This is a genomic window from Nocardia ninae NBRC 108245 (genome assembly GCF_007990755.1).
In the GTDB taxonomy this organism is placed as follows: Bacteria; Actinomycetota; Actinomycetes; order Mycobacteriales; family Mycobacteriaceae; genus Nocardia; species Nocardia ninae.
The window spans coordinates 64,192-84,227 of record NZ_BJXA01000017.1 but is presented as its reverse complement, the minus strand read 5'-3'; the positions used below and the strand labels follow the sequence as shown (position 1 = coordinate 84,227).

The following is a 20,036-nucleotide window of genomic DNA, read 5'->3' as shown; positions in this document are numbered from 1 at the left end:
CGCTCGGCGCGACTAGGCCGCCGCGAAATGCGACAGGATGCCCTGCACCTCGTAGATGTCGACCTGGCGATTGAACCTCTTCTGTAGCGGCTCGCTGCTGCCGGAGATCCAGATGCAGAGTTCGGCATCCAGGTCGAAGGTGCCTGCGGTTTCCACTGAGAAGTGGGTGATCGCGCGGTAGGGAATGCTGTGGTAGCTCACCTTGCGGCCGGTCATGCCCTGCTTGTCGACCAGGATCAGGCGCCGGTTCGTGAACAGGATCGCGTCGCGCACCAATAGGTATGCGGCGTAGATCTGTTCACCTTCGCCCATCAGTTTCGCGTATTCCTGTTGCGCCCTGGCGGGATCGATCCGCCCGGCATTGCCCATCAGTCCGTCGATCAGACCCATCGTGTGCACATCCTTCGCGCGGTGTGGGTGATGTGGTCCGGTCGCGGTATGCCCGAACCATCCCCTTTCCATCATCCATGTCGCGAGACCGATATTCGATGGTCGACTGCTGTTCATGAGTGAGCGCAGCTCGCCGGGGGCCTTCACCTAAGCTGTCTGCCGTGCGCGTACTCGTCATCGGTTCCGGAGCCCGTGAACATGCCCTCGTCCTGGCGCTGCGCCGCGACCCGGCGGTGAGCGGGATCGTCGCTGCTCCGGGCAACGCGGGTATCGCCCAGCACGCGCAGACCAGGCCGGTCGATCCGTGCTCGGCGGAGGCGGTGGTGGCGCTGGCCACCGAGTCGGCGGCCGATCTCGTGGTGATCGGGCCCGAGGTGCCGCTGGTGCTCGGTGTCGCCGATGCTGTACGCGCGGCCGGGATCGCCTGCTTCGGACCGTCGGCCGCGGCCGCGCGGATCGAGGGGTCGAAGGCCTTCGCCAAGGATGTGATGGCGGCGGCGGGAGTGCGGACCGCGCACAGCGAGATCGTGGACACTCCAGCCGACCTGGATGCCGCGCTGAGCCGCTTCGGCCCCACCTGGGTGGTGAAGGACGACGGTCTCGCCGCGGGCAAGGGTGTGGTGGTCACCGCCGATCGGTCCGCGGCCCGCGATCACGGCGCCGAACTGCTCGAGCAGGGGCACCCGGTGCTGCTGGAATCGTTCCTGGACGGGCCGGAGGTTTCGCTGTTCTGCCTGGTCGACGGGGAGACGGTGGTTCCGCTGCTGCCCGCACAGGATCACAAGCGGGTCGGTGACGGCGACACCGGTCCGAACACCGGCGGCATGGGCGCGTACACGCCGCTGCCCTGGCTGCCCGAGGAGGCGGTCACCGCGATCGTCGACGATGTGGTGAAACCTGTTGCGGCGGAGATGGTTCGCCGTGGCTGCGGATTCTCCGGGCTGCTCTACGCCGGTCTTGCGATGGGTGTCGCCGGACCCGCGGTGGTCGAATTCAATTGCCGCTTCGGCGATCCCGAAACCCAGGCCGTGCTCGCCCTGCTGGAAAGCCCGCTGGCCGAGCTGCTCAACGCCACCGCCACGGGCACGCTCGCCCAGGTCGAGCCGCCCCGCTGGCGCGACGGCGCTGCGATCACCGTGGTGGTCGCGGCGGAGAACTACCCGGGCCGACCGCGCATCGGCGACGTCATCTCCGGGGCGGGCGAGGGCGCCCTCGACGAGTCCGCCGCGGTGCTGCACGCCGGAACCGCGTGTCGCGAGGACGGCGCGCTGGTCTCCGCAGGCGGCCGAGTGCTCAATGTGGTCGGCGTCGGCGCGGATCTCGCCGAGGCCCGCACGCACGCTTACGAGCGCATCGCCTCCATCAAACTGCCGGGCAGTCACTACCGCACCGACATCGGCCTCGCCGCCGTCGAGGATCGGATCGCGGTCCCTAGCTGAAGTTGAGCCCGTGTAGGGCCAGCCACTGGCGCGGATCTACGTGCTGGCCGCCGACGATCACCTCGAAGTGCAGGTGCGGACCGGTGGAGTCGCCGCGGTTGCCCATGCGGGCGATCTGCATACCGGCCGGGACGCGTTCGCCGCGCGAAACGAAGAAGTCGTACATGTGGCCGTACACGGTGATGCTGCCGTCGTCGTGGCGGATGCGCACCCACAGTCCGAAGCCCTCGGCCGGGCCCGCGTCGATCACGGTGCCATTGGCTACGGCGTAGATCGGGGTGCCGATCGGGCCCGCGATGTCGATGCCGTTGTGGAAAGTGCCCCAGCGGGAACCGAATCCGGAGGTGAAGGCGCCGCGGGCGGGCATGACGAAACCGCCGATGCCCGGCAGCACCGCACCCGGCATCGTCGTCGAGCCGCCGCCCATCCACGGCTGCCATTCGCCTGCCGCCGCCGCGGCAGCCTCCGCTTTGGCGCGTTCCAAGGTGGCGCGTGCGGCGGCCGCGACCACGGCCTGCTCGCGCAGGCGTTCACCGTTGGCGATGGCGTTCAAGTATCGGCGCACGGACGGCGGGGTGGATTGCACCTGCAGCGGGTAGGCCACGGCGACGCGTTGCGCGTGGGCCTGGTCCGGGATGCGATCGCTGATCACGCCGGTGTAATAGGTGTCGCCTGCGGCGAATACGGCGGTCGCGGCGAGCCCGGCCAGCAGCACTCGGTGCTTGCGCAGCAGCGCGAGGAGTTCGTCGCGGTCGGGGCGCTTGTCGTCCCACTTGGCACGCAGCTCGGATCGCCGCCGCCACAGTTCCCGCGGATCGGGCCGTCGTCGCAGGATTTCCTGGACGTTGCGCCGATCCAGCAGGACCCGCGGGCCGCGCACCGGTCGTTCCCGGAGCCGGGCGCGCCAGTCCGGCGGAATGACCCCGATGCCACCCACTCCGCGCACCCGGTCGAGCCCAGCTCGTCGAGCATTCTCGAGCATCACGCCGACCATAACCCCGGTAGCAGGGGAGCGCACGACCGGCGCTGCGCACCGGCTACCGTCTGACGGGTGTGCAGAGAATCTCGCCGGTCGACCATTCCACCTTTCTACGTGATGGATGTCTGGAAAGCTGCTGCGCAACGGGCTCGAACCCATGGAGATGTGCTCGTGCTGGCCGCGGGTCAGCCGTCCACCCCCGCGCCCGCGCCGGTGCTGCGCGCGACCAAATCCGCGATCGAAGCCGAATTGCTCGGCTACACCGAGACTTTCGGCATCCTGCCGTTGCGTGAGGTGATCGCCGCGCATCACACCGTCACCTACGGCTACGCCGTCGACCCGGACGACGTGGTGATCACGACCGGTTCGTCCGGCGCGTTCTCGCTGATCTTCCTGGCCGCTTTCGACCCGGGGGACACCGTGGTGGTGGCCCGCCCCGGTTATCCCGCCTACCGCAACACGCTCACGGCGCTCGGCTGCCGCGTGGTGGAACTGGATTGCGGTGCGGAAACCAGGTTCCAGCCGACCGTCGCCATGCTGGAGGCGCTGCCAGAACCTCCGGCGGGTCTGGTGGTCGCCAGCCCGGCGAATCCCACCGGCACCATGATCGCGCCCGCCGAACTGGCCGCGCTGGCGCGCTGGTGCGAGGCGCACGGCACCCTGCTCATCTCCGATGAGATCTACCACGGCATCACCTACGACAGCGGCGACACCGGAACCTCGTCGGCCTGGGAAACCTCGCGGGAATCTGTGGTCATCGGGTCGGTGTCCAAGTACTTCTCGATGACGGGCTGGCGGCTCGGCTGGATGCTCGCGCCGAGCGGCTTACGCCCGGCCTTGCAGCGGCTGGCCTCCAACCTCACCGTGTGCCCGCCCGCGATCTCGCAGTACGCGGCGCTGCACGCGTTCGGTGCCGAGGCCAAGGCGGAGCTCGACGGGCACGTGCGCCGCTACGCGATCAACCGGCGGATACTGCTGGAGGGTCTGCCGAAAATCGGCATCACCGACCTGGCTCCCGCGGACGGCGCGTTCTACGCCTACGCCGATATCGGCCACCTCACCAGCGATGCCCGCACGTGGTGTGCCGACGTGCTCGACCACACCGGTGTCGCGCTCGCACCCGGTATCGACTTCGACACCGTGCACGGAAATCGGACAGTTCGCTTCTCCTTCGCCGGGGCCACCGCCGACATCGAGGAAGCGGTGGTTCGTCTAGGGCACTATCTCGGTAACAGATAGTCGTGTACCGCAACAACTTTCCGCAGTTCGGCACCGTAGCGGCGCGGATACGGTAGAACATCGATGGTTGCTTTTCCTCGCTGATTTCCCCTGGAAGAACTGATGACGACTGGCACGATGGCACGGTGATCACCGCGACGACCCCGAAAGGCGAACGGCGTCGCCAGGCTCTGGTAGCTGCTGCCGCCGAGTTGTTGCTCGAAGGTGGGTTCGAGGCGGTGCGACACCGTTCGGTCGCAACCCGCGCCGACCTTCCGCTCGCGTCGACCACCTACTACTTCGAATCACTGGAAGATTTGATCGCGCGGGCGGTCGAGTTCAGCGGCAATGTGGAACTCGACGCGATGCGCCGCCGGGTCGGCGAGGTGAGTCACCGCCGCCGCGGCGCCGAGGCGACCGTTGACTTGGTCCTCGATCTGCTGGTCGGGGTCGACGGGCAGTGGCACGACGAGGGCGCGCGCGGGCAGTTGATCGCACGGTACGAGCGGTCGGTGGCGTCCGCGCGGCACCCCGAGTTACGCGAGGTGCAGCTACGGCTCCGCGCGCAGCTCGACGAGTTGCTCGCCGATGTGCTGCGCCGCTCCGACCGGTTGGTGCGGCCCGAGCAACTGCGCAGACTTGTCGCGGTGGTCGACGGTGCGGTGGTCGCGGCGCTCACCGAATTGGAGCCCGAACCGCGCCGAATGGCCCGTGGGGCGCTGCTCGAGGTGATCGACATCGTTGCGCCGCCGACGCCCCAGCAAGCGGACCGTTTCCGCGCATTAGACTGACAAGACGTGAGCGAGCGCAGCGAGAGAACCATAGACACAGTGCCCAGGGACGCGACGGAGCCGAGCGTCAGCGAGGCACAGTCGTGAGCCTCGTCCCGAACGTCCTTGCCACCCGTTATGCCAGTCCTGAACTGGTTCAGCTGTGGTCGCCCGAGCACAAAATCGTGCTCGAGCGGCGACTCTGGCTGGAGGTGCTGCGGGCCCAGTCGGAACTCGGCATCGACCTGCCCCCGGGTGTGCTCGCCGATTACGAGCGGGTGATCGACCAGGTCGATCTGGCTTCGATCGCCGAGCGCGAGCGGGTCACCCGGCACGACGTGAAGGCGCGCATCGAGGAGTTCAACGCGCTGGCCGGGCACGAGCATGTGCACAAGGGCATGACCAGCCGCGACCTCACCGAAAACGTGGAGCAGTTGCAGATCCGGCTCTCGCTCGAGCACGTACACGCGCACGGCATCGCGATCGCGGCCCGGCTCACCGAGCGGGCCGCCGAGTATCAGACGCTGGTGATGGCGGGTCGCTCGCACAATGTCGCGGCGCAGGCCACCACGCTCGGCAAGCGGTTCGCCTCGGCCGCCGACGAGTTGCTGATCGCGCTCAGCCGGGTGCGTGAGCTGATCGACCGGTATCCGCTGCGCGGCATCAAGGGTCCGATGGGCACCGCTCAGGACATGCTCGATCTGCTCGGTGGCGATCCGGCCAAGCTGTCGAAGCTGGAGCAGCAGGTCGCCCGGCACCTCGGGTTCGCGACCGTGCTCACCAGTGTCGGCCAGGTGTACCCGCGCTCGCTCGACCACGACGTGCTGTCCGCGCTGGTCCAGGTCGGCGCCGGTCCGTCGTCGTTCGCGCACACCATCCGGCTGATGGCCGGGCACGAGCTGGTCACCGAGGGCTTCCAGCCCGGCCAGGTGGGCAGCTCGGCGATGCCGCACAAGATGAACACCCGCTCGTGTGAGCGCGTCAACGGACTCCAGGTCGTGCTGCGCGGTTACGCGTCGATGGCCGCCGAATTGGCCGGCGCGCAGTGGAACGAGGGTGACGTCTTCTGCTCGGTGGTGCGCCGCGTCGCGCTGCCGGACGCCTTCTTCGCCATCGACGGCATGATGGAAACCTTCCTCACCGTGCTCGCCGAATTCGGCGCCTACCCCGCCGTCATAGCCCGCGAACTGGACCGCTACCTGCCGTTCCTCGCGACCACCCGCATCCTGATGGCCGCCGTGCGCGTCGGCGTCGGCCGGGAAACCGCCCACGAGGTCATCAAGGAACACGCGGTGGCCGTGGCGCTCGCCATGCGCGAGCAGGGCCGCGAACCCGACCTCCTCGACCGCCTCGCCGCCGACCCCCGCCTCCCTCTCGACCGCACCGCCCTCGACGCCGCCCTGGCCGACAAGTCCGCGTTCATCGGCGCGGCCGAAGCCCAGGTCTCCGACGTCATCGCCGCCGTGCAAAAGCTGGTCGACCAGCACCCCGCAGCCGCCAACTACACCCCTTCTCCAATCCTCTAGCGGGAGCGGTGATTTCGCCGCGAATTCGCTAGCAGGTGTCATAGCCGACCGGTATCGTCCCTCGGTGGCCATTCACGTGTTCGTGGACGAATCGATTCGCCGGGACAGGTACATCCTTTGTGCTGTCCTGATTCCTGGGGAAGAACTACACCAGGCGCGATTGTTGGTGCGCGGATTCTGTCTGCCGGGCCAGCGCCGATGGCACTTCAACGATGAGTCGGAACAGCGGCAGCGCCAGATCATCGACGCAATGGCGCGCTGCCGTGGCGTCGGAGTTGCTATCTACAAAGGTCGCGGCCCGGAGGTCAGTACTCGGCATGCCTGCATGACCGAACTCGTGACGGATCTGGTGGACATCAAGGCCGGTCGGCTGGTCGTGGAGTCGCGGGAGAGTCAAGACCAGCGCGACCGACATTCCATCGCTTCGGTGCTTCGCAAAACGTCGGTCGAACTGCAGTACGTGCACATGCCGCCACACACTGAACCGTGCTTGTGGTGGGCAGATGCGGCGGCGTGGGCCTTCGGGGCAGGCGGCCGATGGAAGACCACGATCACGCCGCTCGTCCGTTTGGTCTTCGACGTGGACAATCCCCCATTACAGCGCGAAACCCGGATGCTGGTCGTCCGGCCAGGACCCGGGTCCACTTCTCCCAGCTAGTGCCAGGAGCTGGCTCAATGCTACTGCATCCGGTGCTCGGCGGCTACGCAATTGTGTAGCCGCCCGCGCAATCCGACTGCTCACCCTTCGGAGAGGAGTCGGGTCCACTTCTCCCAGCTAGTGCCAGGAGCTGTTGCCAGTATGGGCCTCCTCGAGCGGTCGGGGGTAGCGAATTTGTCGAGGGCTGGGTTGGGGTGGGGCGTTAGGGTTTCGGGGTGAATCCGTACACGATTTTTGGGGACATCATTGCTGGGCGGGCGGAGGCCAGCCGGGTGTATGAGGACGATGATGTGTTGGCGTTCATGGATATTCGGCCGATGACGCCGGGGCATGTGCTGGTGGTGCCGAAGGTGGTGGCGCGGAGTCTGGCGGAGCTGGATCCGGTGGTCGGGGGGAAGTTGTTTCAGGTGGGGCAGCGGGTCGCTGCGGCGTTGCGGGCCAGTGAGGTGGGGTGTGATGGGGTGAATTTCTTTCTGGCGGACGGGGTGACGGCGGGGCAGGAGGTGTTTCATGTGCATCTGCATGTCATCCCGCGCACGCCGGGGGACGGGTTCGGGTTGCGGGGGCGGCCGACCAGTCCGCCGCGGGCCGATCTGGATTATCTGGCTGGGTCGATTCGTGGTGCGCTGAGCCGCTGAGCGGTGCACCCGGACTGCACGAGCAAGCATTCGACCCGATGATTGCTGTATGAACGCCAGCCCGCGCCGTCTCTTCCCCGATAACCTGCGGTGAGTTACCTTTAAAAGCCGTTGGGATGCGGTGATGGAGGTGTGAGCATGCGTCGAACACCAGTTGCTGTGGCAGTGCTGACCTTGGCTCTAGCGGTACTCGGCCCAGCCGCCATCGGGCCTGCGACGGCCTCGGCCGCACAGATCGAGCGGGTCGACAACCTGAGCCCGACGCGCGCCGCGGTGTTCATCAACTCACCGGCGATGGGGCGCACGATGCAGGTGCAGGTGCTGCACCCGGCGGGCGGCGGCCCACGCCCCGCGTACTACCTGCTGGACGGCCTCGATCCGGGCCTCACCCAGAGCACCTGGACCAACGCCACCGACGCGGAGCGATTCTTCGCAGGCTCGAACGTCAACGTGGTCCTCCCGGTCGGCGGCCAGGCCAGCTACTACACCGACTGGGCCGCCGACGATCCCCAATTCGGCCGCTACCAGTGGGAAACGTTCCTGACCGAGGAACTGCCACCGCTGATCGACGGCTGGTTCAACGGCAACGGCGTGAACGCGATCGGCGGACTGTCCATGGGCGGCAACGCGGCCTTCATCCTGGCCGCCCGCAAGCCGTGGCTGTATCGCGCCGTCGCGGGTTACAGCGCCTGCCCCGACACCGGACTGGCCACGGGCGGCGTGATGTTCTCGATCGCGAACCGCGGCGGCAACCCGCTCAATATGTGGGGCGCCCCCGGCAGCCCGGCCTGGGCCGAACACGATCCGGCGCTGCTGGCAGAACGCTTGCGCGGCAAGACGATCTACCTGTCCAGCGGCACCGGTATCCCCGGTCAGCACGAGCTGGAGATCAAACCCCAACTGGCCGAGAACATCTTCCTCGGCGGCCCGGTCGAGGTCGGCATCAACACCTGCGTAGTCGCGTTCGAGCAGCGACTACGCGGTCTCGGCATTCCCGCCCGAATCGACTACAGCGCCACCGGAACTCACTCCTGGTCCTACTGGCAGGACACGCTGCACGCGTCCTGGCCCACCATCGCGCCGGCGATCGGAGCATGACGCCCTAGCCAGGCGATGATGCAGCCTCCGGAGGCATCCAGCCGGACTTCGCGACAGGACCTAGCCGCGCCCGCCCGCATTGAGCACGACAATCGCAATTTGCACCCGGTTCTCGGCACCGAGCTTGGCGAGCAACCTGCTGGTGTACGACTTCACGGTCGCCACGCTCAACCGCAACTCCTTGGCGATATCGGAGTTCGACAGACCACGACCGATCGCCTCGGCGACGTCGCGTTCCCGCTCGGTCAGCGAGCTGAGCGCGTCGCGGGCCTGTCGGCGCGCCGTCTCCTCGGCGCTCGGCCCGGCGGTGGCGGCCGAGATCAGTTGCGCGGTAACGCTCGGCGACAGCATCGGCTGGCCCGCCGCGACCTGTTTGACCGCAGCGACGATCTCAGCGGGCGGTGTGTCCTTCAACAGGAACCCGTGCGCCCCGATCCGCAACGCCCGCAACACCATGTCGTCGGCGTCGAAGGTGGTCAGCACGACCACCCGCGGCGGGTCGGCCAGGCGCAGCAGTTCGCGGGTGGCGTCGAGCCCGTCCCGCACCGGCATCCGGATATCCATCAGCACGAGGTCGGGTGACTGCGCGCGGACCAGCGCGACCGCCTGTGCACCGTCGGCGGCCTCGCCGACCAGCTCCAACTCCGGATCGCCGCCGAGGATCAGCGTCAGCGCCGAGCGAGCCAGCGGCTCGTCATCGACGACGACCACCCGGATGCGTGCACTCACCGGTCGCTCGTCGCGACAGCCGCAGGCCACGGCAGTACCGCCCGGAGGTGAAAGCCGCCGGTCGCGTCATGGCCGTAATCCAAGGTGCCGCCGACCAATTCGGCCCGTTCGGCCAGTCCGAGCAGACCGTAGCCGGACGAGGGCAGCGCGAAGCCGGGATGTAGCGGCGCGGAGTTGCCGACATCGACGGTCAAGTCCTGGCCGGGCCCGCCGTCGATGCGCACCCGGACCGAGGCGCCCGGAGAGTGCTTGCGCGCGTTGGTCAGTCCCTCCTGGGCGATGCGATACGCGGTGCGCGCACTGGTCGCCGGGAGGTCGGCTGTGGTGGTGTCGATGATCGACACGTCCATGCCCGCCGAGCGTGCCTCATCGACCAGGCGGGTGAGATCGGCGAGCGTCGGCTGCGGCGGTTCCGGGGTGCCGGTGAGCGCGTCGTCGCTGGTGCGCAGCACGCCGAGCACTTCACGCAACTCCTGCAACGCGAGATGCGCGTTCTCGGCAATGGTTTTCGCGGTAGCGGTCGTCTGCTCTTTGGTCAGGTCGGTGCGGAAGCCGAGCGCGCCGGCGTGCATCGCCACCACCGAAATCCGGTGTGCCAGCACATCGTGCATCTCGCGGGCGATGCGGTGGCGCTCGAGCAGCCGTGCCTCGGCGGCCCGTGCGTGCTGTTCGCGCTCGGCGGTCTCCGCGCGAGAGCGCAACGACCACACCAAATCTCGCCGTGCGCCGACCGCGAAGCCGACCGCGACAACAGCCGCGACACCCGCCGTGATCACCGATGGCCCATACCAATCCGGCTGCAATTCAGGCTTTTTCGGGTAGATCAGGCTGTTGGTGAGCAAGCCGGTGCCGATGCAGACGATGGACAGCGCGATCGTTTCGGGGTAGCGCCGCCGGGTGGCCAGTGAGCACAGCACCAGCACCGCCGCGCCATTGGCGCTCACCGAGGCGGTCGACAGCACCAGCACGACCGCCGCGATGGCCACCGGATATCTGCGCCGCAGAAAGGTGAGCAGCAGACACACCGCGCCGAGCAGCGGATCGCCGATCTGGAACCAGGTGAGCAGCGCCCCCTCGAGCGGCGCCGTCTCCGTCCTGGTCCCCGACCACGCCACCAAGCCGATGGCCACGACCGCCGCCGTCCGCCAGGCGTGCGACCAGAACCGCAGCGGCGGCGCCGACGACGGAGGCGTGGTGGACATGCCGCGACTGTAGGCGGCGGCCGAACACCCGCGCATCGCCCTGCAGGGCGAATTCGGATCGACCAAAGGATGAATCCCTCGTCGACCGCCGACCGATGTGCGATGACCGACGCCACCACCACCATGGGACGCGCACTGCCACCAACCGAGAAACGGAGAACATGATGGGCAAGAACGCGTGGGTCGGACTGCAGATCGTCGGCATCGTGGTGATGGTCGCGTCCGCCCAAGCCGTGATCCGCCTCCTGATCGACCACAGCAAATCCCAGGTATGGGGTCTGCTCGACTGGGTCCCCGGCGGCTGGGGCGGTCAACTCGCAGTACTCGTCGTCCTCGCCGCGGCCGGCGCGCTGCTTGCCGACCGCGCGAACCGCAAGGTGAAGCTGCTCGAAGCCTGACGCCGCAGGATCAGGCGCGCATCCGCTCCAGCAGGGTGGTCAGCACCGCTTCGGCATGCGTCCACAGCAGCGCGCCGCCCGCGTCGGGTACGAGGTGGCGGCGTGCCCCGGGGATTCGAGTGGCCAGGAAGGCGCCCTTGTCGGGGGAGTGGCCGGTGTCCAGCGCGCCGTACCAAATGTCGACCGGCACCGCGATTCGGTCGAGCCGCAACGGCCACCTGCGCATGGCGAGCACGGTGTCGCGGGCATACCCGTCGGCACCCGACGCGAACGCCTCGGCCAGGGCTCGGCGATAGGCCGCCGCGAACGTCGGATGCCGGTACACAGCGACGTCGGACGGCGCGCTGGTTTCGATCACCATGTCCCACATGCCTGCTGCGGTGAACCCGGCGAAGAACCGTTCGGCCTCGTCTGCGTCGCGGGCAGCCAGGTCGACGAGCCCGCGCAGCGTTTCCGGCAGGGCGGTCGCGAACTCCGGCGCGGCGATGTCGTCCGCACCGGACACCACGGCCAACGCGGTCGCAACGCCCGCCTCCGCGCACGCCAGCGCGAACGGCGCCCCCTGCGAATTCCCCACCACCGCCGGCCGTCCCAGCTGCCGCGCCGCGGTCAAATCGCGCATGTCCTCGGCGAAATCGTGCAATGTCCGCCCCGGCGCCGCCGTCGAGACCCCGAACCCCGGACGGTCGACCGAGATGAGACGAACCCCGAGTGGTGCGAGCAGATCGGTGCCGAACCCGAGCCAGCGGCTCGTCGCCGCACCCGGGCACAACAGCACCGGCACACCGTCGGGCGGTCCCCACTCCGACCATCCGAGCGACCGCCCATCGGGCAGCCTGGTCGTACCGAGCCGAGTCGGGGCATCGACGGACACGTTCATGGCCCCATCATGATCATTTCGATGACCTGGGCGCACCGGATTTTTCGGGGCGCATCGATCGGCAGGACAGCGCGGCGACCGGCTCGAGCAGCGGTGTTGCCGGGTCCTGCCGGGACGGGCGAGGGTCGCGCCGCTACGGTGGAGCGCATGGCTCTCGACAGCGGTACCGGAACGATCTCAGACCTCGACGGGGCGCCGCCGCCGATCGCCAAGACGGTGCCCACCGAACGCGTGCATCACGGCGATGTGTTCATCGACGAGTACGAGTGGCTGCGGGACAAGGAGAACCCGGAGGTCATCGCGCACCTCGAGGCGGAGAACGCCTACACCGAGGCGCAGACCGCGCACCTGGCCGAGCTGCGTGACTCGATCTTCGACGAGATCAAGGGGCGCACCCAGGAGACCGACCTGTCCGTGCCGACCAGGATGGGCGACTACTGGTACTACTCGCGCAGCTTCGAGGGCAAGCAGTACGGCGTGCACTGCCGGTGCCCGATCGCGGCCGACGCCGAGGGCATCGATGCCTGGACGCCGCCGCAACTCGAGGCGGGCACCGAGGTGCCCGGCGAAGAGGTGCTGCTGGACAGCAACGTGGTCGCCGAGGGCCACGACTTCTTCGCGCTCGGCGCGTTCTCGCTCAGCCACGACGGCAATCTGCTGGCCTACTCGGTGGACACCGTCGGCGACGAGCGCTACGTGCTGCGCTTCAAGGACCTGCGCACCGGCGAGATGCTGCCCGACGCGATCGCCGAGACGGCGCCGGGCGCGACCTGGTCACTGGACGGCACGCACGTCTTCTATCAAACCGTCGACGAGTCCTGGCGCCCCGACACCGTGTGGCGGCACCGCCTCGGCAGCCCGACCGCCGCCGACGTGAAGGTGTTCCACGAGCCCGACGAGCGCTACTGGGTGAGCATCACCTCGACCCGCTCGGAGAAGTACCTGATGATCTGGGTCGGCTCCAAGATCACCACCGAGGGCTGGGTGCTCGAATCCGACGACCCCGAGGGCGAATTCCGGGTCATCCTGCCGCGCCGCGAGGGTGTCGAGTACTCCGCCGAGCATGCGGTGGTCGGCGGCGAGGACCGCTTCCTGATCCTGCACAACGACGTGGTCGACGGGGTGAAGGCGGAGAACTTCGTGCTCGCCGACGCCCCGGTGGCCGAGCCGGCGAACCTGCGGCTGCTGATCGAGCACCGCGACGACGTGCGGCTCGAGGATATCGACGCCTACGCCGATCACCTGGTGCTGAGCTACCGGCGCGAGGCGCTCACCCGGGTCGCGGTCTGGCCGTTGACCGAGAGCGGGTACGGCGAGCGGCGTGAGCTCGAGTTCGACCTGGAGCTGTTCGCGGTGGGCGCGGGCGCGAACCCGGAGTGGGCGCAGCCGACCCTGCGCATCGGGTTGACCTCGTTCATCACGCCGGTGCAGGTGTTCGACTACGTTCCGGCCACCGGCGATCTGCTGCTGCGCAAGGAGCAGCCGGTGCTGGGCGGCTACGACGCGAACGACTATGAGCAGCACCGGGATTGGGCGGTCGCCGAGGACGGCACCCGGGTGCCGATCTCGCTGGTGTGGAAGAAGGGCCTGCCGGTGGATGCGCCGAAGCCCTTGCTGCTCTACGGATACGGCTCCTACGAGGCGAGCATGGATCCGTCCTTCTCCGTCTCGCGCCTGTCGCTGCTCGATCGCGGCATGGTGTTCGCGGTCGCGCACGTGCGCGGCGGCGGCGAGATGGGCCGGCTCTGGTACGAGCACGGCAAGACCCTCACCAAGAAGAACACCTTCACCGACTTCGTCGCGTGCGCACGGCATTTGATCGACACCGGCGTCACCGCGGCCGACCGGATGATCGCCGACGGCGGCAGCGCGGGCGGGCTGCTGATGGGCGCGGTGGCGAACCTGGCGCCGGAGCTGTTCACCGGCATCCTGGCCAACGTCCCGTTCGTCGACCCGCTCACCTCCATCCTCGATCCGTCGCTGCCGCTGACCGTCATTGAATGGGACGAGTGGGGTAACCCGTTGGCGGACAAGGACGTCTACGACTACATGAAGTCCTACGCCCCGTACGAGAACGTCGAGGCCAAGGACTACCCGGCCATCCTGGCGATCACCAGCCTCAACGACACTCGCGTGCTCTACGTCGAACCGGCCAAGTGGGTCGCGAAGCTGCGCGCCACCAAGACCGGCGACGCACCGCTACTGCTCAAGACCGAGATGAGTGCGGGGCACGGCGGAGTGAGCGGGCGCTACGAGAAGTGGAAGGAAGTCGCGTTCGAGTACGCCTGGGTGCTGGACAGGGTCGGTTTGGCCGACGCGAAGGCCTAATCGAAGAGAACGTGTGTCAGGGAGTTCGTCGCACGGTCATCCGGCCTGCACGTTCAGTACATCTGCCCCTGGCACCGTAGGTTCATGAACGCTGAGCTGATCGTCTCGATTTCCGGAATCAGGGACACCACTCGGGATGCGGCGATCGAGTTCGCCGCCGAGATGGATCAGCGCGGGGTGCCACTCTCGCTGCTGGTGGCGCCCCGGTTGAAGGGCAAATACAAGTTGGTCGAGGATCCCGCGACGCAGGCGTGGCTGCGCGGGCGCCGGGCGCGCGGGGATGCGATCGTGCTGCACGGCTACGACCAGGCGGCGACCAAGCGCCGCCGGGCCGAGTTCGCCACGCTGCCACGGCACGAGGCGCGGCTGCGGCTCACGGCCGCGGATCGGGTGATGGAGCGGGTGGAACTGCGCACCCGCCTCTTCGCCGCGCCGCGCTGGGATGCCTCCGCGGGCGCCATCGAGGCACTGCCCGAGGTCGGCTTTCGGGTCGCGCTCGGGCTCACCTCGATCCTGGACCTGGAACACAATGTGGCGCAGAAGGTTCGGGTGTACGGCATCGGCGAGGGGTTCCGCGCCGAACCGTGGTGGTGCCGGGCCATGGTGATGGGTGCTTCGCGTATCGCGCGCCGCGGCGGCCTACTGCGCCTTGCGGTTTCGGCCGCTCAGCTGCAACGCTCCGGGCCGCGCCAGGCCATGCTCGACGCCGTCGACCTCGCCCTGTTCCACGGCGCCGCCGGCGCGGTCTACCGCTGGGAGCCGCCCGCCATCGCGCGTGCGGCCTGAAAGATGTTGCGGCGTGGTGTGGTCGGGCACCGCGGCGTAGCGATCGGGCGCCATGGTGTCGTAGTGATCGGCACCATGAGCGCGGCCGATCGGCGCCGCCGCTCGCGAATGGCGTAAAGCGGGCGGCGGCGCTCCGCATCGCGCGCTCCCGTGTCGCGGGCACGGCACCGGCAACAGCGATATCGAGGGCATGCGAGGTGGCGCGTCGACAACGTCGCGCACAGGCACCATCAGGCAGGCTCGATCTGCTCGTCGGGCACCACCGCCGTCGCGCTGTGCGTGAAGCCTCCCGCTTCCTGCCTGGTGAGCGAGGTCGAAAACGGATGCCGCGCCAGCTGTTTCAGGCATCGGTCGAAGTCGGCGACCAGCAGATCGGCCATGTCGACGGTGAAGCCGTGCCGGATCACCGCCCGCATGATCGTCTCGTGCTCCCGGTCCGCGGGCAGCGGATAGGCGGCGATCAGCCAGCCCCTGCTGCGTAACCGATCCGACAGGTCGTACAGGTTGAACCCGGGATCACCGCTGGACCGCCACGCCACGGCGGTGATGCCCCGGTGTGGATCGCCGTCGTGGATCATCTCGAACACCCCGAGGTCGCGCAGACCCGCGGCCAGGTGCCGGGCGGCGCGGTAGATGGCGGACTGCACGCGGGCGTATCCGGTCCGGCCGAGCCGGATGAACTCGTAGTACTGCGCGATCGCCTGCCCGCCGGGCCGGGAGAAATTGAGATTGAACGTGCCGACACTGCCGCCGAGATAGTCCACGTCGAAGATCAGTTCGGCGGGCAGATCGGCGGCTTCACGCCAGATGGCCCAGCCGACTCCGAGCGGCGCGAGCCCGGTCTTGTGACCGGAGGCGTTGATCGATTTCACCCGCGGCAGTCGGAAGTCCCACACGAGGTCCGGTGCGGTGAACGGGGCGAGGAAGCCGCCGCTGGCCGCGTCCACGTGGATCGGGATGTCCAGTCCGCTCACCTCTTGCAGCTGGTCCAGTGCGCGGCTGATCCCGGCGACGTCCTCGAACAGCCCGGTGAAGGTTTGCCCGAAGGTCGGCACCACCATGATGGTTCGCTCGTCGCAATAGGCGGCCACGTCATCCGGATGCATGGTCAGGCGGTCCCCGCGCAGCGGAATGCGGCGGATCTCGACGTCGAAATAGCGTGCGAACTTCTCCCAGCAGACCTGCACCGGCCCGCACACGAAATTGGGTGTGCCGGTGCCCCCGCGCTGCCGCCAGCGGAACTTGGCCGCCAGCCCGCCGAGCATCGCGGCCTCGCTGGACCCCGTGGTGGAGGTGCCGTGCGTGGTGGCCGGGTCGGGACAGCGCCACAGGTCGGCGATCATCCGGACGCAGCGGCGCTCGAGCTCCGCAGTCTGCGGGTATTCGTCCTTGTCGACGATGTTCTTGTCCAGCGACTCGGCCATCAGCCTGCGCGCCTGGTCGTCCACCCAGGTGCTGCAGAAGGTCGCCAGGTTCATCCGGGAGACGCCGTCGAGCATGAGTTCGTCGTGCACGATTTCGTAGGCGACCTCGGCGAACAGCTCGTGCTGCGGGAAGCCGGCCTTGGGGGCGACGCGGCTCATGCCGGGTAGGGCGAACAGGTCGTCGGAGTCTGCGCGGTAGGGCATCGGAGGGCCTCCGGAGTGTCGGCGGGCTGGTACCGAACTGCAGTCACTCACCACCCTCACACATGGCCGGCCCGGCGGCCGGTTGTCGGTGCCGGTAAGTCGGACGACACGGACTGCTCGGTCGACTACCTTCAACCTTCGAGCTGAGCGGTTCGTGTCACAGTGCGCAAGCGGCGCTGCTGCCGGACCGTTTCCGTATCCGGGTGCGCGACAAGAGCGCGACGACACGAAGAAGTGAGGCGCTGGCCATGACCGACGATTCCCGCACCGCCGAGCTGCGCAGCAAGGTGGCCGCGCTCATGCCGCAGGCGAAAACCGATCTGACGCAACTTGTTTCGTTCAAGTCGGTGGCGGATCCGCGCCAGTTCCCGCCGGAGGAGTGTGAGCGCGCCGCGCAGTGGGTGGCCGACGCGTTCGCCGCGGCGGGGCTGACCAGGGTGGGGTTGCACGAGACACCGGACGGCAGCAAGGCCGTCATCGCCGCCCGCCCCGGGCCGCCCGGCGCGCCGACGGTGCTGCTGTACTGCCACTACGACGTCCAACCGCCGCTGGACCCCGCCGCCTGGCGCACGCCGGTCTGGGAGCTGACCGAGAAGAACGGCCGCTGGTACGGCCGCGGCGCCGCCGACTGCAAGGGCAACATCGTCATGCACCTCACCGCGCTGCGTGCGCTGGGACCCGACCTGCCGCTCGGCGTCATGATGGTCGCCGAGGGCTCCGAGGAGCAGGGCACCGGCGGGCTGGAGCGGTTCGTCGAGGCCAACCCGGATCTGTTGCGCGCCGACACGATTCTGATCGGCGACTGTGGCAACTTCGCGGCAGGCGTGCCGACGCTGACCGAAACCTTGCGCGGCGGCGTGAGCGTGATCGTCACCGTCCGAACCATGGCGGGCCCTTTGCATTCCGGCATGTTCGGCGGTGCCGCCCCGGACGCGCTCGCCGCGCTGATCCACCTGCTCGCCTCGCTGCGCGACGCGCACGGCAACACCACGGTCGCCGGGCTGCAGAACGATCAGCGCTGGTCCGGCGTGCAGTACGGGGAGGACCAGTTCCGCACCGACGCCGGTGTGCTGCGCGGCGTGGAGCTGATCGGTGACGGCTCCGTCTCCGACATGCTGTGGGCGCGACCGGCTTTGACGGTGCTGGGGATCGATGTCCCGCCGGTGGTCGGTTCGACCGCCGCCATCCAGCCCTCGGCGCGTGCTCGGCTCAGTCTGCGCATCCCACCGGGCACCGACCCGGAAGAGGCGCGCAAGGCACTGTTCGCGCACCTCGAGGCGAACACGCCGGGGAACGCCGAACTCACCATCGAACTGGACGGCATCGGCGCCCCGTTCCGGTCCGGGAACGGCGGTCCGGCGCGCGAGGCGATGGAGGCGGCGTTGGCCGCCTCGTACGGGCGCGCCGCCACTACGCAGGGGCAGGGTGGCTCGATTCCGCTGTGTAACGTCTTCGCCGACACCTACCCCGAGGCCGAGATCATGCTGCTCGGGGTCGAGGAACCGAAGTGCCTGATCCACGCGCCCAACGAGAGCGTGGACCCGTCCGAGATCGAGCACATGGCACTAGCCGAGGCGCTGTTCCTGCTGAACTACGCCGACCGATCCGGCTAGCCATGGCGGCCACCTGTCGTCCCGGCGGCGGCCGAGAGGGCAGGTGGCGCACCGGAACTGCTAGAACTCGCGCTGGTCTTCCGGCTCCACCACGGTGAATTCCGTACCGGCGGGACCCATCTCGGACAGCCTGCCGAAGTAGATGCCCTGGGCCTCCGGCGCGATGATGCCGTAGTGGATGGGCAGCGCGGTGCGCGGCGCGACGGCCCGCAGATAGTCCACCGCCTCACTGAGTTTCATCCACGGCGCGGCCGCCGGGACCGCGAGCACGCCGACCGGGACCGGCGGCACCCACAGCGAGTCGCCGGGGTGCACCAGCTGCGCCGGATCGTCCGGGGTGCCCAGCTGGAACACGGTGTTGTCGACGACCGGGATCTCCGGGTGGATCACCGCGTGCCTGCCGCCACCGCCGGTGATCCGCAGGTCGCCGAGGGTGAGCACGTTGCCCGCGTGCACCGCCTCCCACCGCTCGCCGCGCTGCTGCGCGGTCTGCGGATCGGCCAGCAACCGAGCGCCGGGATTGGCGTCGACCAGGGCCTCGATCCGGTTCGGGTCGATGTGGTCGGGGTGCTGGTGGGTGATCGCGATGGCGTCCAGACCGGTGAGCCCCTCGAAACCGTGCGAGAAGGTGCCGGGATCGAACAGCACCTTCTTGCCGTGTAGCTCGACGAGCAGGCAGGAGTGGCCGAAGTGAGCTATGCGCATCCCGCCATGCTATTGCCGGACCGCGACCGCGGCACCCGGCGAATTTGGCCGACCCCGGGGATGCCGCGGTCGACCAGCACAACTACGCTGCTCAGGTAACCCCCCACCACCACATGAGGAGCAACGCGTGGCACGAGTCGTGGTCGAGGTGATGCCGAAGGCCGAGATCCTGGACCCCCAGGGACAGGCCATCGTCGGTGCGCTCCCGCGCCTGGGATTCGAGGGCATCTCGGATGTACGGCAGGGCAAGCGATTCGAACTCGATGTCGACGACAGTGTCGGTGACGCCGAGCTCGAGCAGATCGCGGAGTCGCTGCTGTGCAACACCGTGATCGAGGAGTGGAAGGTCACCCGCCTGTCATGACGGCGCGTATCGGAGTCATCACTTTTCCGGGCACGCTCGATGATGTCGACGCGGCCAGGGCGGTGCGGCTGGCGGGCGCCGAGGCGGTCAGCCTGTGGCACGCCGACGCCGACCTGAAGCAGGTCGACGCGGTGGTCGTGCCCGGCGGTTTCTCCTACGGCGACTACCTGCGCGCGGGCGCCATCGCCCGGTTCGCGCCGGTGATGGGCGAGGTCGTGCGCGCCGCCAAGGCGGGCCTGCCGGTGCTCGGCATCTGCAACGGCTTCCAGGTGCTGTGCGAAGCGGGCCTGCTGCCCGGCGCGCTGACCCGCAACGAGGGGCTGCACTTCATCTGTCGCGACGAGTGGCTGCGGGTGGAATCGGCGTCCACCGTGTGGACCTCGCGCTACGAGGCCGGCGCGCAGATCCTGATCCCGCTGAAGTCCGGTGAGGGGCGTTTCCAGGCCGCTCCCGCCGTGCTCGACGAGCTGGAGGGTGAGGGTCGGGTGGTCTTCCGCTACGCGGGCGACAACCCGAACGGTTCGCAGCGCGGCATCGCGGGCATCGCCTCGGCCGACGGTCGCATCGTCGGCCTGATGCCGCACCCCGAGCACGCGACCGAAGCACTGACCGGCCCGAGCGACGACGGCCTCGGCCTGTTCCTCTCGGTGCTGGACACCCTGGTCTCCGCGTAACACCCAGAGCCGC

The 20,036-nt window shown here is 68.6% G+C and carries 20 protein-coding genes; 13 read left to right on the top strand and 7 right to left on the bottom strand.

The genetic code is table 11. The features are described from left to right. Nucleotides 1-12: 12 nt before the first annotated feature. The gene (locus tag NN4_RS15510) at nucleotides 13-390 is read right to left on the bottom strand and encodes a PH domain-containing protein (RefSeq protein WP_147131093.1); all 378 of its coding nucleotides are present in this window, start codon (nucleotides 388-390) and stop codon (nucleotides 13-15) included. A 161-nt stretch (nucleotides 391-551) separates the two neighbouring features. Between NN4_RS15510 and purD the strand changes: the two genes are divergently transcribed. After that, nucleotides 552-1,829, top strand: coding sequence for a phosphoribosylamine--glycine ligase (gene purD / locus NN4_RS15505; RefSeq protein WP_147131090.1), 1,278 nt, complete (start codon nucleotides 552-554; stop codon nucleotides 1,827-1,829). Here purD and NN4_RS15500 read toward each other — a convergent pair. Then, the gene (locus NN4_RS15500) at nucleotides 1,822-2,811 is read right to left on the bottom strand and encodes a M23 family metallopeptidase (protein ID WP_147131086.1); all 990 of its coding nucleotides are present in this window, start codon (nucleotides 2,809-2,811) and stop codon (nucleotides 1,822-1,824) included. The two genes, purD and NN4_RS15500, sit on opposite strands and share 8 nt — an antisense overlap. 114 nt (nucleotides 2,812-2,925) lie before the next feature. On the opposite strand from NN4_RS15500, the gene NN4_RS15495 reads away from it, so the two are divergent. The 6 genes from NN4_RS15495 to NN4_RS15470 all read left to right on the top strand — a co-directional run bounded on the left by NN4_RS15495 (nucleotide 2,926) and on the right by NN4_RS15470 (nucleotide 8,716). Continuing rightward, on the top strand, nucleotides 2,926-4,047 hold the full coding sequence (locus NN4_RS15495) for a pyridoxal phosphate-dependent aminotransferase (protein WP_371865654.1): 1,122 nt from the start codon (nucleotides 2,926-2,928) through the stop codon (nucleotides 4,045-4,047). A 125-nt stretch (nucleotides 4,048-4,172) separates the two neighbouring features. Then, nucleotides 4,173-4,817 carry a TetR/AcrR family transcriptional regulator gene (locus NN4_RS15490; RefSeq protein ID WP_107653948.1) on the top strand — a complete coding sequence of 215 codons (645 nt, stop codon included), beginning with the start codon at nucleotides 4,173-4,175 and terminating at the stop codon, nucleotides 4,815-4,817. Between the two features lie 83 nt (nucleotides 4,818-4,900). Further along, entirely contained in the window at nucleotides 4,901-6,322 is a 1,422-nt protein-coding gene (purB, locus tag NN4_RS15485; protein ID WP_147131080.1) for an adenylosuccinate lyase, read from the top strand. Between the two features lie 325 nt (nucleotides 6,323-6,647). Further along, nucleotides 6,648-6,980 (top strand): hypothetical protein, encoded by a 333-nt coding sequence (locus NN4_RS15480; protein WP_147131078.1) that lies wholly within the window; start codon nucleotides 6,648-6,650, stop codon nucleotides 6,978-6,980. A 215-nt stretch (nucleotides 6,981-7,195) separates the two neighbouring features. After that, entirely contained in the window at nucleotides 7,196-7,618 is a 423-nt protein-coding gene (locus NN4_RS15475) for an HIT family protein (RefSeq protein WP_147131076.1), read from the top strand. Between the two features lie 138 nt (nucleotides 7,619-7,756). Then, a complete protein-coding gene (locus NN4_RS15470; protein ID WP_147131074.1) occupies nucleotides 7,757-8,716 on the top strand; it encodes an alpha/beta hydrolase in 960 nt (319 codons plus the stop codon). Nucleotides 8,717-8,776: 60 nt separating this feature from the next. On the opposite strand, the gene NN4_RS15465 is transcribed toward NN4_RS15470, so the two are convergent. Beyond that, nucleotides 8,777-9,445, bottom strand: coding sequence for a response regulator (locus tag NN4_RS15465; RefSeq protein ID WP_147131072.1), 669 nt, complete (start codon nucleotides 9,443-9,445; stop codon nucleotides 8,777-8,779). Continuing rightward, the gene (locus NN4_RS15460) at nucleotides 9,442-10,647 is read right to left on the bottom strand and encodes a sensor histidine kinase (protein WP_147131070.1); all 1,206 of its coding nucleotides are present in this window, start codon (nucleotides 10,645-10,647) and stop codon (nucleotides 9,442-9,444) included. Before NN4_RS15460 ends, NN4_RS15465 begins: the two co-directional genes overlap by 4 nt. A gap of 164 nt (nucleotides 10,648-10,811) precedes the next feature. Here NN4_RS15460 and NN4_RS15455 point away from each other — a divergent pair, with 164 nt between their 5' ends. Further along, on the top strand, nucleotides 10,812-11,045 hold the full coding sequence (locus NN4_RS15455) for a hypothetical protein (RefSeq protein WP_135234603.1): 234 nt from the start codon (nucleotides 10,812-10,814) through the stop codon (nucleotides 11,043-11,045). A 10-nt stretch (nucleotides 11,046-11,055) separates the two neighbouring features. On the opposite strand, the gene NN4_RS15450 is transcribed toward NN4_RS15455, so the two are convergent. Then, nucleotides 11,056-11,925: an alpha/beta fold hydrolase gene (locus NN4_RS15450; protein ID WP_147131068.1), complete on the bottom strand. Its 870-nt coding sequence runs from the start codon at nucleotides 11,923-11,925 to the stop codon at nucleotides 11,056-11,058. 147 nt (nucleotides 11,926-12,072) lie between these two features. Between NN4_RS15450 and NN4_RS15445 the strand changes: the two genes are divergently transcribed. After that, on the top strand, nucleotides 12,073-14,253 hold the full coding sequence (locus NN4_RS15445) for a S9 family peptidase (RefSeq protein ID WP_147131065.1): 2,181 nt from the start codon (nucleotides 12,073-12,075) through the stop codon (nucleotides 14,251-14,253). 84 nt (nucleotides 14,254-14,337) lie between these two features. Next, nucleotides 14,338-15,039, top strand: a complete 702-nt coding sequence (locus tag NN4_RS15440) for a DUF2334 domain-containing protein (protein WP_147131063.1) — start codon at nucleotides 14,338-14,340, stop codon at nucleotides 15,037-15,039. Nucleotides 15,040-15,269: 230 nt separating this feature from the next. Here the strand turns inward: NN4_RS15440 and gad are convergent, their stop codons facing one another. Further along, complete coding sequence (gene gad, locus NN4_RS15435) at nucleotides 15,270-16,667, bottom strand: glutamate decarboxylase (protein ID WP_147131061.1); 1,398 nt, start codon at nucleotides 16,665-16,667, stop codon at nucleotides 15,270-15,272. Nucleotides 16,668-16,915: 248 nt separating this feature from the next. Between gad and NN4_RS15430 the strand changes: the two genes are divergently transcribed. Continuing rightward, nucleotides 16,916-18,280, top strand: coding sequence for a dipeptidase (locus NN4_RS15430; RefSeq protein WP_147131058.1), 1,365 nt, complete (start codon nucleotides 16,916-16,918; stop codon nucleotides 18,278-18,280). 60 nt (nucleotides 18,281-18,340) lie between these two features. Here NN4_RS15430 and NN4_RS15425 read toward each other — a convergent pair whose 3' ends face one another. After that, nucleotides 18,341-18,985: an MBL fold metallo-hydrolase gene (locus NN4_RS15425; protein WP_147131056.1), complete on the bottom strand. Its 645-nt coding sequence runs from the start codon at nucleotides 18,983-18,985 to the stop codon at nucleotides 18,341-18,343. 127 nt (nucleotides 18,986-19,112) lie between these two features. Here NN4_RS15425 and purS point away from each other — a divergent pair, with 127 nt between their 5' ends. Both purS and purQ read left to right on the top strand, forming a co-directional pair. Next, a complete protein-coding gene (gene purS / locus NN4_RS15420) occupies nucleotides 19,113-19,349 on the top strand; it encodes a phosphoribosylformylglycinamidine synthase subunit PurS (RefSeq protein ID WP_107653956.1) in 237 nt (78 codons plus the stop codon). Next, complete coding sequence (purQ, locus tag NN4_RS15415; protein WP_107653957.1) at nucleotides 19,346-20,023, top strand: phosphoribosylformylglycinamidine synthase subunit PurQ; 678 nt, start codon at nucleotides 19,346-19,348, stop codon at nucleotides 20,021-20,023. The genes purS and purQ overlap by 4 nt, the downstream gene beginning before the upstream one ends. The last annotated feature ends 13 nt before the right edge of the window (nucleotides 20,024-20,036 follow it).

Excerpts from the sequence above, each read along its gene's own strand:
- NN4_RS15470 (WP_147131074.1), top strand. The coding sequence starts at position 7,757 with ATGCGTCGAACACCAGTTGCTGTGGCAGTGCTGACCTTGGCTCTAGCG.
- NN4_RS15480 (WP_147131078.1), top strand. The coding sequence starts at position 6,648 with ATGACCGAACTCGTGACGGATCTGGTGGACATCAAGGCCGGTCGGCTG.
- NN4_RS15450 (WP_147131068.1), bottom strand. The coding sequence starts at position 11,925 with ATGAACGTGTCCGTCGATGCCCCGACTCGGCTCGGTACGACCAGGCTG.
- gad (WP_147131061.1), bottom strand. The coding sequence starts at position 16,667 with ATGCCCTACCGCGCAGACTCCGACGACCTGTTCGCCCTACCCGGCATG.
- NN4_RS15495 (WP_371865654.1), top strand. The coding sequence starts at position 2,926 with ATGGATGTCTGGAAAGCTGCTGCGCAACGGGCTCGAACCCATGGAGAT.
- NN4_RS15500 (WP_147131086.1), bottom strand. The coding sequence starts at position 2,811 with ATGCTCGAGAATGCTCGACGAGCTGGGCTCGACCGGGTGCGCGGAGTG.
- NN4_RS15460 (WP_147131070.1), bottom strand. The coding sequence starts at position 10,647 with ATGTCCACCACGCCTCCGTCGTCGGCGCCGCCGCTGCGGTTCTGGTCG.
- purQ (WP_107653957.1), top strand. The coding sequence starts at position 19,346 with ATGACGGCGCGTATCGGAGTCATCACTTTTCCGGGCACGCTCGATGAT.
- NN4_RS15430 (WP_147131058.1), top strand. The coding sequence starts at position 16,916 with ATGACCGACGATTCCCGCACCGCCGAGCTGCGCAGCAAGGTGGCCGCG.
- NN4_RS15440 (WP_147131063.1), top strand. The coding sequence starts at position 14,338 with ATGAACGCTGAGCTGATCGTCTCGATTTCCGGAATCAGGGACACCACT.
- NN4_RS15425 (WP_147131056.1), bottom strand. The coding sequence starts at position 18,985 with ATGCGCATAGCTCACTTCGGCCACTCCTGCCTGCTCGTCGAGCTACAC.
- NN4_RS15455 (WP_135234603.1), top strand. The coding sequence starts at position 10,812 with ATGGGCAAGAACGCGTGGGTCGGACTGCAGATCGTCGGCATCGTGGTG.
- NN4_RS15510 (WP_147131093.1), bottom strand. The coding sequence starts at position 390 with ATGGGTCTGATCGACGGACTGATGGGCAATGCCGGGCGGATCGATCCC.
- NN4_RS15445 (WP_147131065.1), top strand. The coding sequence starts at position 12,073 with ATGGCTCTCGACAGCGGTACCGGAACGATCTCAGACCTCGACGGGGCG.